The sequence below is a fragment of the Sphingobium sp. LF-16 genome, from assembly GCF_003711185.1.
Classification (GTDB): Bacteria; Pseudomonadota; Alphaproteobacteria; order Sphingomonadales; family Sphingomonadaceae; genus Sphingobium; species Sphingobium yanoikuyae_A.
This window is the reverse complement of sequence record NZ_CP029335.1, coordinates 211316-223258: the sequence shown is the minus strand read 5'-3', so window position 1 is coordinate 223258 and position 11943 is coordinate 211316. Positions and strand designations below refer to the sequence as shown.

Sequence of the window (11943 nt, the reverse complement as noted above, 5' to 3'; positions counted from 1 at the left end):
CACGCTTATGTCCGGGAAGAAAGGCGGAAAGGCCGCCCTTCCGCCTCCCGTGCTTAAGCTGCGATGAACCGTTGCATGACGCCCCTGTCAGGGCTGTAGCAGCCAGCCCGCGCCACCGCCCAGCGCGATGATCGCCGGCATGCTCCAGCGCCCCTTGATCCGCCAGGCACAGAGCGCACCGACCAGCAGGATCAGGCCCGCCGCCCAGAGCCGGTCCGCCCGCATCGCCGCCGCCCAGCCCAGTTGCACCAGGGTCGCCGCGATCACCCCGACCACGGCCGCTGCGACCCCGGCCAGCAGATGGTGGAGCGCCGGATTTTCGACCAGCGCCTCCAGCCGCTCATAGAAGATCAGGGAAAAGGCGAAGGCTGGCAGGAACATGCCCGCCGTGATCGCCAGCGCGCCGCCCAGCCCACCGGCCATATAGCCGGCAAAGGTCGCGAAGATGACCAGCGGCGCCGGCAATATGCCGGCCAGCGCCACCCCGTCGAGGAACAGCCCGTCCGACAACCAGCCGCGCCCGACCGTATCGCCGCGCACATAGGGAATGGCGGTATAGGCGCCGCCAAAGGTCAGCAGCCCGCCCTTCAGCCCGGCAATGAACAGCAGCAGCATGTCGGGCCGCGCAGCGCCAGCCACCGTCGGGACCGGCGCGACCGCCACGCTCCCCTTGTGCAGCAACAGCGCCAGCATGACCGCCCCGACCAACACCACGCCAATGACCATCGGCCGCGCGCGAAAGCCATAGACCAGCCCCGCCGCCAGCAGCGGAATCCAGAACGGCGTGCCGAGCAAGGTCGCGGCAAAGGCGCCGATCGCCAGCGCCCAGAGCAGCCGGTCCTCCAGCACATGGCCGCCGATCCGCTGCACCGCGCGCGCGATGATCGCCAGCACCACCAGCTGGATGCCGAACAGCACCGGCAGCGCCCAGCCCGCGCCGGCAATCCAGTCGCGATAAAGCCAGGCGGCGACCAGCATCAGCAGCAGACCGGGCAGCATGAAGCCCAGCCCCGCCAGCAACCCGCCGATCCGCCCGCGCGCCATCATCCCCATATGGACGCACAATTCATGCGCCTCCGGCCCCGGCAATATCTGCATCACCGCCAACAGGCGGTTGAAGCGCGGCCCGGACAGCCAACGCTCCTCCTCGACCAGGGTCTGGCGCAGCATCGCGATCTGCGCGACCGGCCCGCCAAAAGCCAGGCAGCCAAAGCGCAGGAATTTGAGGAATAGCGGGAACAGGCGGATCGGCGGCGGACCATCATCCAGTGTCGTCATCGTCATCGGCTCCTGCCGCAGGCGCGGCCTATGGAGCGGAACTTGGACGATCATCGCCTGAACGGGCGCCCGCACGGCCCGTTGGCGCGCATCATAGCATCGCGCGCCGCGAAGAAAAGAGGTCGCGCAACAGGATGGGGCGGCCTTTCAGCCGCCTCTCCAGAACTCCCGATCAGGCGCCGAAACCGCCGTCGATCGTGTGCATGGCACCGGTGATGATGCCGGCTTCCGGCCCCGCCAGATAGGCGGCCAACCCGGCAATTTCCTCGCCCGTGGCATGGCGCTTGATCGCCATGAAGCCGTGCATGGTGGCGCTCATCGGGCCATCGGCCGGGTTCATGTCGGTATTGGTCGGGCCGGGCTGGATGATGTTGACGGTGATGCCGCGCGCGCCGAAGTCGCGGGCGAGACCTCGGGCCATGCCCTGCAGCGCCGACTTGGTCAGGGCATAGGCCGCGCCGCCCTCGAACGGCATGCGATCGCCATTGACCGAACCGATGACGATGATGCGGCCGCCATCATTCATCTGCCGCGCCGCCTCGACCGCCGCATGATAGGGCGCGCGGACATTGATATCGATCATCCGGTCGACCGCATCGGCGTCCAGCGTCAGCGGATCGCCCAGCACCAGCGTGCCGGCATTGACGACCAGCACGTCGAGCGCGCCCTCGCCCGCCACCACGTCGATCACCGCCTGGCGATCGGCCGCGTCGGATCGGATGGCACGGGCGCCGACATCGGCAGCAAGCGCGGTGGCAGCATCCTGCGACCCGGCATAGGTGAAGGCGACATCGGCGCCGTCATCGGCGAAGCGCCGCACGATCGCGGCACCGATACCCCGGCTGCCGCCGAGGACGAGGACTTTTTTGGCAGTGAAATCGGTCATGGGACAATTCCTTGCTAAATTTGTAATGATCGCTATATAAATTACCAATCGCGCCCGTCAAGGATTTTTGTAATGACCATTAAAGAAAAAGCCAAGAGCCGGGGCCGCCCGCGTTCCTTTGACGAGGACGCCGCCCTTTCTGCGGCGCAGGCGCTGTTTCATCAACATGGCTATGATGGTGTCGGTGTCGCCGCGCTGGCGCAGGCGATGGGGATCAATCCGCCCAGCCTCTATGCCGCTTTCGGTGACAAGGCGGCCCTGTTCGACCGGGTGCTGGCGCGCTACGCCCGCGATGCCCTGCCTGTGGACGAGATATTGGCGCCCGGCACGCCGCCGGCGGCCGCGCTTACCGAACTGCTGCGCACCGCAGCCCGCATCTATGCCGCCAACCCGGCCGCGCCGGGCTGCATGGTGCTGGAGGCCGCACGGGGTGCCGACGCCATCGCCGCCGCCCAGGCGCGCTGCTGGAAGGACAAAAGCGTCGACCGGGTCCGGGACTATCTGACCCCCGACCATCCCGACCAGGCGCTGCCGGTCGCCGATTATATGGTGGCGGTCATGTCCGGCCTGTCGTCCGATGCCCGTGACGGCAAGCCGATCGAGCGGCTGCTCGCCATCGCCGACATGGCCGGTCTCGCGCTGGAAGCGGCCCTGGCCCAACCCTGACCTATTGCGGCCGATGCCCCTTGCGCCATTTGGTGAACAGATGGCGCGCCAGCATCAGGGGCGGCATGCGCAGCCAGTGAGACCGCACGAAGAAGGCGAAGACCAGCGCTTTGCGCGTCTCCTGCCCCCAGCCGTTGCGCGCCAGCAGTCGTGCCCGTACCAGCCGGTCCCACAGGGTCAGCCGCCCGCCCGCGCCATAGATCGCCGCCGCCAGCCGCTGCGCCTGCCGCACATGGGGAAGCATCCCGTGCCGCGCTGCCCGTGCCTCCAGCGCCACCGGATCGGCATCCGCCAGCAGGCCATGAATATCCCACAGGTTGCGCAGACCGCCCTGCAAATCGCCGTCCGCCAGCAGATGGGCGACCGCATGACAGACCCGGTCCTCCGCGCATAGCATGTATAATCCATCGGTTATCAACACCGCATCCGCCATCATCGCGGCCGCGTCCGGCGTGGGCCGCGCGGTCAGCGGCAGCACGGTATGATGCACGTCGATCATCCGGTCGCGCTCGGTGTGGATCATCGGCGGCAGCTCATGCATCCACTGCCGATAATAGGCGTCGTCATACGGGTCTTCCTTGACCCATTCCCAGCCGGCCGCGATCAGCGCATCGGCCGCCGCATCGATCCGGTCGCGCGGCACCAATATGTCGAGATCGCCGATGAAGCGCCCCTGCCTCGCCGCCAGGCCCGCCGCCGCATAGGCCGTGCCCTTGAGCAGGATCACCGGCAGGCCGATCGGCGCGAGTGCCGCCCGCGCGCGGTCCGCCTCCCATATCGCCTGCCGCGCCTCCCGTGCCGCATCCGCCTTCGCGTCCGTCAGGATCGGCCGCACCGCATCGGGCACGGCCTGCCCCTCCAGCCGGAAGGCGAGCGTGCCGATCAGCCGCTCCGCCCGCGCCATCGCGATCAGGCTGTTCCAGCCGGCCGCATCCAGCCCCACCACCGTCGCGGGATCGCGCAAGGCCCTGACCAGCAGCGCCGCGCTCATGCGATCTCGCTCCACAGCCTATCGACCATGGCGATCGCCGCATCCCCCGACGGGAAGTCGATCGCCCGCGCTGGCACCTGCGCCACGAAGCGCGTCAGCGCAGCAAAGGCCGGTTCACCCAGCGCGACATAATTGGTCGACGCCTGGGTCAGGCGCATGAACACCTCTCCCTGGCCAACCGGCCGTTCCGCCGGCCCCGAACCGAAGCGGGGGAACAGCAATAGCGCCGGCATCCCGCCCTCGCCCATCCGCGCCACGGCATCGGCGCGCGGCACCATATGGCGGATGTCACCCTTGGCCGTCGTCCCCAGCAGCGGCCCCATGCGCGCACCCGGCACCTCAGCCGCGATCACCTCGATCGCCTTGTTCTTGAGCGACACCAGCCGAGGAAAGGGCAGGATCGCCCCGCTGTCGAGATCGAGCAGCGCAAACTCGTCGCCCATCAGACGCCAGCCGCGCTCGCCCAGTTGCGCCGCCAGCGTCGACTTGCCCGATCCGGACTCGCCGGTCATTACCAGCACCCGCCCGTCCTTCTCGACGCTCGACGCGTGGAGCAGCAGATGCCGGCGCCAGCCCAGCGCCATCTGCAGGTTCATCCCCATCTCCGCCGCCAGTAGCCCATGGGCCAGGCTCATCGGCGCGGCGTCGGCCAGGCCATGGTCGCCGGTGATGAAGATGGACGGTCGCACCCAGCGCCGGACAGCGCTGGTTGGCTGCAACCGCACGGTGAAATCGGCGATCGCGCTACCGACGTCGGGATAATCGGCGTAGAGGCGCTTCAACTGGTCGATCGGCTGCGCCCAGGCGGAACCGATGCGGAAGGTCGCCGGGCCGATGCGCAGGGTCAGGCTGTGCCTCATGCCGGCCGCACCAGCCCGATCCGGTCGAGATAGGCGAGATGCTGGCCGATCTCGCCCACCACATCGCCCTCGCCCAGATCATAGAGCAGGGCCAGCCGATCGCGCAGCATCGCCGCGCTCGCCGGCAGGCCGTCGGCCATGGCGTCCAATATCTCGGGCACCGGGCTGATCACCATATGGGTCTGGCCCGACGGGCGATGATAGAGCAGGACGATATCATCCAGCGGCCGGACGATGATCGCCTCCGCCCCTTCGCGACGATAAAGATCTTCCCTGACCACGCGTCCGGCACCTCCATGGCTCCCTCTTGCCCTAAAGCCAAAAGGGTAGCCAAGTGCCTAACGCATCAGGGAAAGGCCTGCAGCGCAACGCCGACCGGAAGCTCGCGCGCGCCGACCGTCATCAGCGCGCGCATATAGGTGTCGAGCGCCCGGTCCAGCCCATGTTCGCGCACCGCCTGCGCCAACTGCTCGGGCGGCGCGGGATGGGCCAGCGCCCATTCGATCGCACGGGCAAAGCCATCGACATGGCCGACCGGCACCGGCGGATGCTGGCCGGCGGCGGCCAGCAGCGGATGGATATTGCGGGTGCAATCGGTCGCCACCACGCCCGCGCCACAGCCCAGCGCCTCAATCATCGTGCCGGCCAGCCCTTCCCAGCAGGACGGCTGCAACAGCAGGTCCGCTTCGGCAAACAGGCTGGCCATGCGGTGCGGGCAATCGACGAAGCCCAGAAACTCGACCCGGTCCGACAGGCCCAACCGCGTGCATTGCGCCTCCAACTGGGCGCGCAGCGGTCCCTGCCCGACGATGCGCAGCCGCCAGTCGCGGCCCCGCAATTGCGCCAGCGCAGCCAGCGCGGTTGCTTGGTCCTTCTGCGGCGCCAGCCGCCCGACCATCAGCAATTGCGCCGGGCGCTGCGGGCAGCAGGCGGTGCCGCGATCGTTGCAGGCCTGCTCCATCAGCCGGGTGACAGTGGGACGCGGCATCAGCCGCACGTCGCGACCGCCAAGCGGCCCCTCCTCGGCCAGCAATTGCCGATCGGTCTCACCCATGACGATGGTCATGCTGCAGGCCCTGGCAATTGCGCGAAACCGGGTCTTGCGCGCCCAGGCGGACAGGCCCTGCTGTCCCGGCCGGACGATCGGGTTGGAAATGCGGCCGACCGCGCGGGTCTGCGTGCCCAGCGTCGCGGCGGCGACCAGCATGTTGCTCTGGTTGCCGGCCGAATAGACGACATCGGGCCGATGGCGCCGCACCATCGCGGCCAACGGCAGGAATTGCGCGATCATCGACAGGCGCCGGGCCCAGCGCGGCGCACAGACACGGCGCACCGTCAGCGCCGGGTCGATCATCCCGGCCAGCGGCCCGTCCAGATGCGCCAGCCACAATTCGACCCGCAGCCCGCGCCGATGGAGATGATTGGCAAGCTGGATCGCGACCCGGTCAAGCCCCCCGTCACCGGGGCGATAGAGATAGACGACCGCGAATGGAGAATGTGCCGCCACCTGGCGTGCATGGAACATGGTGTCGCCCTTGCGCTCGACGGAAATGTCGATGCTTCGACGCCGTCAACGCGGGCGACCCGTAATCGGTTCTTTCAGTTCGACGCAGCTTTAGGGCTTAGCGTGGCATTTGCAGCGATGCGAAACAGGTGAAGCCGCTCTGTCCCGACTGCAACCGACGGATATAGTTCAGATAGGCCTGATTCTGCTCATAGCTGGTGCCGGGCAGCGGCCGGCCGCGCAGCGCCTGCTTGACCTGCTCGCCGGTATAGGTGCGCCCGCTCGCCGGATAGGCGCCCGGCGTTCCCGCCGGCACCATCTGGCCATTGGGCGCGATATAATTGCCCGAGCGCGACGGATCGGGAACCGGAATGGTGCAGTTGAGAACAGACGCTGCCGTGTTGGCCAGAGCCGGGCGGATCGACACGATCGCCGATGCCGCGACCGCGCCGCCCATCAGCAACTGGCGCCGCGACGCAACAGCCAGATCGGGTGCAGATACGTCCGTTGCCGCCTTTTCAGGCTCCACGCTTTCCGGTCCGGGGATGGGCTCGCTCATGTCACAATGTTCCGCTATCGCGCTTGCCAAAGCGTAAATATTGGGCGCTATTCTCTGTAGCCATCGCAGCAAATGCGCGCAAAATCCAGCACGGTAACCATGAATCGACTGACAATTTCTCAGATTACAGCCTCGCTGGCCGTGCTTCTACTCGGTACCGGTGGCGCGCTGATTCTCGGCGGATCACCGCTCGCCATCGCCCTGCCGGTACTCGCCGGCCTGATCGTGCTGGTCATCACGGCCGAAGGCGTGCCGGTCGGCCGCGACGTGCCGACGATCGCGCTCGATGCGCCCGACCTGTTCGCCCACCCCGAATTTCCCGGCCTGCTGGAAGCCATTTCCGATCCGCTGATGCTGGTCGAGCGGGGCCGGATCGTCCATGCCAACCAGGCCGCCAAACGCCTGCTCGGCAGCCATATCGAGGGGGAGGATGCACGCATCGCGATCCGCCACCCCGCCGCCGCCGAACGGCTGGCCAGCGTTGCACCACTGGCCGAACCGGTGATGATCGAACTGGTGGGCCTGGGCACCCGCGAACAGCGCTGGCAGATGCGCATCGCCTCGGTAGGCGCAGTCGGCGACATGCGCCGGCTCGTCCATCTGGTCGACCATAGCGGCACCTATGCGGCCGAGCGGATGCGCGTCGATTTCGTCGCCAATGCCAGCCATGAACTGCGCACCCCGCTGGCCGGCATATTGGGCTTCATCGAGACGCTGGCCGACCCGGAACTGGGCAAGGACGTCGAAACCCGCAAGCGCTTCCTCAAGATCATGGACGGCGAAGCGCGCCGGATGCAGCGGCTGATCGACGATCTCATCTCATTGAGCCGGATCGAGGCGGAGAAATATCGCCTGCCCGAAGCCGCCGTCGACCTGTCGGAGCTGACCGCCGAAGTGGTCGGCGTGTTCCGCACCAGCAATGGCGATCGCGGCCGCGAGGTGGAGATGGAGATCACGCCCGGCCTGCCCGCGATCCAGGGCGACCGCGCCCAATTGTCGCAGCTCATCCACAATCTCGTCGGCAATTCGGTCAAATATGGCCGCCCCGGTACGCCGATCCATGTCACCCTGGGCGAAGGGCCCAGCGGCATGGTGCGCCTGTCCGTGGCGGACGAAGGCGAAGGCATCGGCCCCGATCACCTCCCTCGCCTGACCGAGCGGTTCTATCGCGTCGATTCGGGCCGCAGCCGGGCGATGGGCGGCACGGGCCTGGGCCTGGCCATCGTCAAACATATTGTCGAACGGCATCGTGGCAGGCTGGATATTTCCAGCGTCCTTGGAAAAGGCACCAATGTCAGCATCTTGCTGCCCGGCGCCCCGACCGACGACACCGCGATCAAGACCAGGGTGTAAGAAAATTTCACTCCGAAGACGCGATCCGGCCCCTATGTCATGAAAATGCAATCTGACTGTCACAAAGGCGCGATGGTCCGCGGCTAGGCGCCTCCGTGAGGGGCGCGACATTGCGAATCGCGGCCTGTTAGTTGGAGGTTTCCGTGAAGCAATTCGCCCTTTTCGCCGCGACCGCTGTGGCCGCTCTTTCGCTTGCCGGCTGCGGCGATCAGTCGGGCGGCGGCGCTGGCGCGACCCGTGACCAGATCCGCGCGGTAGGTTCCTCCACCGTCTATCCCTTCGCCACCGCGGTCGCCGAACTGTTCGTTCAGGGCAATCCCGGCATGAAGTCGCCGATCATCGAATCGACCGGCACCGGCGGCGGCATGAAGCTGTTCTGCGCCGGCGTCGGCGCCCAGCATCCCGACATTGCCGACGCCTCGCGCCGCATGAAGAAGGCCGAGTTCGATCAGTGCCAGAGCAATGGCGTGAAGGACATCATCGAGATTCAGGTCGGCGTCGACGGCCTTGCCTTCGCCGAGAGCAAGCAGGGCCCCGGCCTCAAGCTCACCCCCAAGATCGTCTATGAGGCGCTGGCCGCCAATCCCTATGGCAAGGGTCCGAACAAGGCCCAGACCTGGAAGGATGTCGACCCCAGCCTGCCCGCGATCGCCATCTCCGTCTTCGGTCCGCCCTCGACCAGCGGCACGCGCGACTCGCTCGCCGAACTGATCCTGACCAAGGGTTGCGAGACCGACCCGGCGATGGAAGAACTCAAGAAGAAGAGCGAGGATGAGTTCAAGGCCACCTGCACCCGCGTGCGCGAGGATGGCAAATATGTGGACTCGGGCGAGAATGACAATCTGATCGTCCAGAAGCTGGGTGCCAACCCCAACGCCGTCGGCGTCTTCGGCTACAGCTTCCTGGAAGAGAATAAGGACACGCTGAAGGACGTGCCGATCAACGGCATCGAAGCCAGCTACGAGACCGTCTCGACCGGCCAATATCCCGGCGCCCGCCCGCTCTACATCTATGTGAAGAAGGCGCATATGCCGGCGATCCGTGGCCTGCAGGGCTTCCTCGACACCTTCGCCGCCAACTGGAACCCCGACGGCGCGCTGACCAAGCGCGGCATGGTCGCGGCGCCGGAAGACGTGCGCAAGAAGAGCGCGGAAGTCGTCAAGTCGCTCAGCGTCCTCGACGGTTCGCAGCTGAAGTAAGGGCATCATGACCGGTCCTGCAATCCTCCTGCTGCTGGCGGGCCTGGGCGCGATCGCCTGGGTCAGCGCCCGCGCCCGTGCGCTGCGCCTTGCCGGCGTGGCGCGCGCCAGCGGCCGCCGCGACGCGGTACACAGCCTGCCCGGCTATCATGGCTGGTATGTCGCGCTGTGGACGCTGATCCCCGCCGGCATCTTCCTGGCGGTATGGGCCAATGTCTCGCCCGGCCTCGTCACCCAGTCGGTCCTGGCCGACCCGGCGGCGCAGAGCCTGCCGATGGACGGCTTCTCCCGCTCCGCCATCCTGGGCGAGGCACGGGCGATCGCCACCGGCGCGCAGGCCGGCGCCTTCAACCCGGCCGCCAACGCGCTGGTCGAACCCTATCGCACCGCGCTCAGCCATTATGGCATTGCCGGCGCGGTGCTGGCGCTGGTGCTCGCCTTTGCCGGCGGCGCCTATGCCTTCACCCGCGTCCGTCCGGACTTTCGTGCCCGCACACGGGTCGAGCGACTGGTCATGGCAACGCTGCTGATCGCCTCGCTGATCGCGATCATCACCACGCTCGGCATCGTCGCCTCGCTCTTGTGGGAAAGCTTCCGCTTCTTCTCGATGGTGAACCCGATCGACTTCCTGTTCGGCACCAAATGGAGCCCACAGTCGGCCGCCATGGGTTATGGCAATGAAGATGCGTTCGGCGCGGTGCCGCTCTTCTGGGGCACGATCTTCATCGGCGCGATCATCGCCATGATCGTCGCTATCCCGCTCGGCCTGATGAGCGCCATCTATCTCACCCAATATGCCAGCCCCACGGTGCGCAAGTGGATGAAGCCGACGCTGGAGATGCTCGCGGGCGTGCCCACGGTCGTCTATGGCTATTTCGCCGCGCTCACCATCGCCCCCGCCCTGCGCGACTTTGCAGTGATGATCGGCATCCATGGCGCCTCTTCGGAAAGCGCGCTGGCCGCCGGCCTCGTCATGGGCGTGATGATCATCCCGTTCGTTTCCTCCATGGCCGATGACAGCATCGCCGCCGTGCCGCAGTCGATGCGCGACGGCAGCCTGGCGATGGGCGCCACCACCAGCGAGACGATCAGCCGCGTGCTGATCCCCGCCGCCCTGCCCGGCGTCGTCGGCGGCGTGCTGCTCGCCGTCAGCCGCGCGATTGGCGAGACGATGATCGTGGTGATGGCGGCTGGTCTGGCTGCCAACCTCACCCTCAACCCCTTTGCCAGCGTGACCACGGTGACGACCCAGATCGTCCAGTTGCTGACCGGCGACCAGGAATTTGACAGCGCCAAGACGCTTGCCGCCTTCGCGCTCGGCCTGGTGCTGTTCATCGTCACCCTGCTGCTCAACATCGTGGCCCTGCGGGTCGTGAAGAAATATCGCGAGGCTTACGAATAATGAGCGCCGAACGCCTCCCCACCGACTGGAAGTCGGACGCCATGCGCAAGCGGATCGCCCGGCGCTACGCCGCCGAGCGCCGCTTCAAGGCCGCCGGCATGGCCGCCGTGCTGCTCAGCGCCGCCTTCCTCGCCTTCCTGCTCTTCACCATGGTCGGCAACGGCATGCGCGGTTTCACCCGCACGGAAATCGCCCTCAAGGTCGATTTCCCGGCCTCGCCGCTGCTGCTCGATCCGGCCAACATCACCGACGAGGCACTGGCCAACGCCAATCTGCCGATGGTGACCAGCGCCGTCGCGCAGAAGGCATTGGGCAAGGATGCAGACGCGATGATCTCGCCGAGCGCCTGGATTGCCATCCGCGACGCGATCAAGGCCGATCCCAAGATCCTCGCCCGCACCGAGACCATCGACGTGCCCGCCGCAACCGCGATCGACCTCGCCGCCAAGAGCAAGGGATCGCCCGAAGCCGAGGCGCAGGTCGCGCGCCTGCGTCAGGCCGGCCTGCTCGCCACCGGCATCAACTGGGGCTTCCTGACCGCCAGCGACGGCACCGATCCGACCCAGGTCGGCATCTGGGGCGCGTTCAAGGGGTCGCTGCTGACCATGTTGGTGACGCTGGTGCTCAGCTTCCCGATCGGCGTCGCCACGGCGCTCTATCTGGAGGAATATGCCCGCAAGAGCTGGTGGACCGACATCATCGAGGTGTCGATCAACAATCTGGCGGCCGTGCCCTCGATCATCTTCGGCCTGCTCGGCCTGTCGATCTTCCTCAACCTGCTGCACCTGCCCCGCTCGGCCGCGCTGGTCGGCGGCATGACCCTGGCGCTGATGACCATGCCGGTCATCGTCATCGCCGGCCGCAACGCGATCAAGTCGGTGCCGCCCAGCATCCGCGACGCCGCGCTCGGCATCGGCGCCTCGCCGGTCCAGGTCGTGTTCCAGCATGTGCTGCCGCTGGCCCTGCCCGGCATCCTCACCGGCACGATCATCGGCATGGCCCGCGCGCTCGGCGAAACCGCGCCGCTGCTGATGATCGGCATGCGGGCCTTCATCGCCACGCCGCCCGGCGGCATTGTCGATCCGGCCACCGTCCTGCCGGTGCAGATCTTCCTCTGGTCCGATGAAGTCTCGAAGGGCTTCGTCGAAAAGACCTCGGCCGCCATCATCGTCCTGCTGGCCTTCCTGCTCGCGATGAACGGCCTCGCCATCTACCTGCGCAACAAGTTTGAAAAACGGTGGTAAT

12 protein-coding genes are annotated in these 11943 nt (G+C 67.1%); 5 read left to right on the top strand and 7 right to left on the bottom strand.

Annotation, left to right across the window (positions count from 1 at the left end):
• Positions 1-87: 87 nt before the first annotated feature.
• A complete protein-coding gene (gene chrA, locus DIZ22_RS01115) occupies positions 88-1278 on the bottom strand; it encodes a chromate efflux transporter (RefSeq protein WP_048938769.1) in 1191 nt (396 codons plus the stop codon).
• 172 nt (positions 1279-1450) lie between these two features.
• The gene (gene bdcA / locus DIZ22_RS01110; RefSeq protein WP_048938750.1) at positions 1451-2164 is read right to left on the bottom strand and encodes an SDR family oxidoreductase; all 714 of its coding nucleotides are present in this window, start codon (positions 2162-2164) and stop codon (positions 1451-1453) included.
• A gap of 72 nt (positions 2165-2236) precedes the next feature.
• Here bdcA and DIZ22_RS01105 point away from each other — a divergent pair, with 72 nt between their 5' ends.
• Positions 2237-2830, top strand: coding sequence for a TetR/AcrR family transcriptional regulator (locus DIZ22_RS01105; protein WP_048938751.1), 594 nt, complete (start codon positions 2237-2239; stop codon positions 2828-2830).
• A 1-nt stretch (position 2831) separates the two neighbouring features.
• On the opposite strand, the gene DIZ22_RS01100 is transcribed toward DIZ22_RS01105, so the two are convergent.
• The 5 genes from DIZ22_RS01100 to DIZ22_RS01080 form a co-directional block, all read right to left on the bottom strand.
• Positions 2832-3821: a nucleotidyltransferase family protein gene (locus DIZ22_RS01100; RefSeq protein ID WP_048938752.1), complete on the bottom strand. Its 990-nt coding sequence runs from the start codon at positions 3819-3821 to the stop codon at positions 2832-2834.
• The gene (locus DIZ22_RS01095; protein ID WP_048938753.1) at positions 3818-4681 is read right to left on the bottom strand and encodes an HprK-related kinase A; all 864 of its coding nucleotides are present in this window, start codon (positions 4679-4681) and stop codon (positions 3818-3820) included. The genes DIZ22_RS01100 and DIZ22_RS01095 overlap by 4 nt, the downstream gene beginning before the upstream one ends.
• On the bottom strand, positions 4678-4962 hold the full coding sequence (locus DIZ22_RS01090; protein WP_048938754.1) for an HPr-rel-A system PqqD family peptide chaperone: 285 nt from the start codon (positions 4960-4962) through the stop codon (positions 4678-4680). Before DIZ22_RS01090 ends, DIZ22_RS01095 begins: the two co-directional genes overlap by 4 nt.
• A gap of 65 nt (positions 4963-5027) precedes the next feature.
• Positions 5028-6206 (bottom strand): glycosyltransferase, encoded by a 1179-nt coding sequence (locus tag DIZ22_RS01085; RefSeq protein WP_048938755.1) that lies wholly within the window; start codon positions 6204-6206, stop codon positions 5028-5030.
• Positions 6207-6303: 97 nt separating this feature from the next.
• Positions 6304-6744: a hypothetical protein gene (locus DIZ22_RS01080; RefSeq protein WP_048938756.1), complete on the bottom strand. Its 441-nt coding sequence runs from the start codon at positions 6742-6744 to the stop codon at positions 6304-6306.
• Positions 6745-6843: 99 nt separating this feature from the next.
• Here DIZ22_RS01080 and DIZ22_RS01075 point away from each other — a divergent pair, with 99 nt between their 5' ends.
• The 4 genes from DIZ22_RS01075 (at position 6844) to pstA (ending at position 11942) form a co-directional block, all read left to right on the top strand.
• Positions 6844-8097 carry an ATP-binding protein gene (locus DIZ22_RS01075; protein ID WP_048938757.1) on the top strand — a complete coding sequence of 418 codons (1254 nt, stop codon included), beginning with the start codon at positions 6844-6846 and terminating at the stop codon, positions 8095-8097.
• Between the two features lie 143 nt (positions 8098-8240).
• Positions 8241-9296, top strand: coding sequence for a substrate-binding domain-containing protein (locus DIZ22_RS01070; RefSeq protein ID WP_122928740.1), 1056 nt, complete (start codon positions 8241-8243; stop codon positions 9294-9296).
• A 7-nt stretch (positions 9297-9303) separates the two neighbouring features.
• On the top strand, positions 9304-10698 hold the full coding sequence (gene pstC / locus DIZ22_RS01065; protein WP_004210867.1) for a phosphate ABC transporter permease subunit PstC: 1395 nt from the start codon (positions 9304-9306) through the stop codon (positions 10696-10698).
• Positions 10698-11942: a phosphate ABC transporter permease PstA gene (gene pstA / locus DIZ22_RS01060; protein ID WP_048938758.1), complete on the top strand. Its 1245-nt coding sequence runs from the start codon at positions 10698-10700 to the stop codon at positions 11940-11942. The genes pstC and pstA overlap by 1 nt, the downstream gene beginning before the upstream one ends.
• The last annotated feature ends 1 nt before the right edge of the window (position 11943 follow it).

Bases quoted from the DNA above. Each gene is read 5' to 3' on its own strand.
- chrA (WP_048938769.1), bottom strand. From the start codon at position 1,278: ATGACGACACTGGATGATGGTCCGCCGCCGATCCGCCTGTTCCCGCTA.
- bdcA (WP_048938750.1), bottom strand. From the start codon at position 2,164: ATGACCGATTTCACTGCCAAAAAAGTCCTCGTCCTCGGCGGCAGCCGG.
- DIZ22_RS01105 (WP_048938751.1), top strand. From the start codon at position 2,237: ATGACCATTAAAGAAAAAGCCAAGAGCCGGGGCCGCCCGCGTTCCTTT.
- DIZ22_RS01100 (WP_048938752.1), bottom strand. From the start codon at position 3,821: ATGAGCGCGGCGCTGCTGGTCAGGGCCTTGCGCGATCCCGCGACGGTG.
- DIZ22_RS01095 (WP_048938753.1), bottom strand. From the start codon at position 4,681: ATGAGGCACAGCCTGACCCTGCGCATCGGCCCGGCGACCTTCCGCATC.
- DIZ22_RS01085 (WP_048938755.1), bottom strand. From the start codon at position 6,206: ATGTTCCATGCACGCCAGGTGGCGGCACATTCTCCATTCGCGGTCGTC.
- DIZ22_RS01080 (WP_048938756.1), bottom strand. From the start codon at position 6,744: ATGAGCGAGCCCATCCCCGGACCGGAAAGCGTGGAGCCTGAAAAGGCG.
- DIZ22_RS01075 (WP_048938757.1), top strand. From the start codon at position 6,844: ATGAATCGACTGACAATTTCTCAGATTACAGCCTCGCTGGCCGTGCTT.
- pstC (WP_004210867.1), top strand. From the start codon at position 9,304: ATGACCGGTCCTGCAATCCTCCTGCTGCTGGCGGGCCTGGGCGCGATC.
- pstA (WP_048938758.1), top strand. From the start codon at position 10,698: ATGAGCGCCGAACGCCTCCCCACCGACTGGAAGTCGGACGCCATGCGC.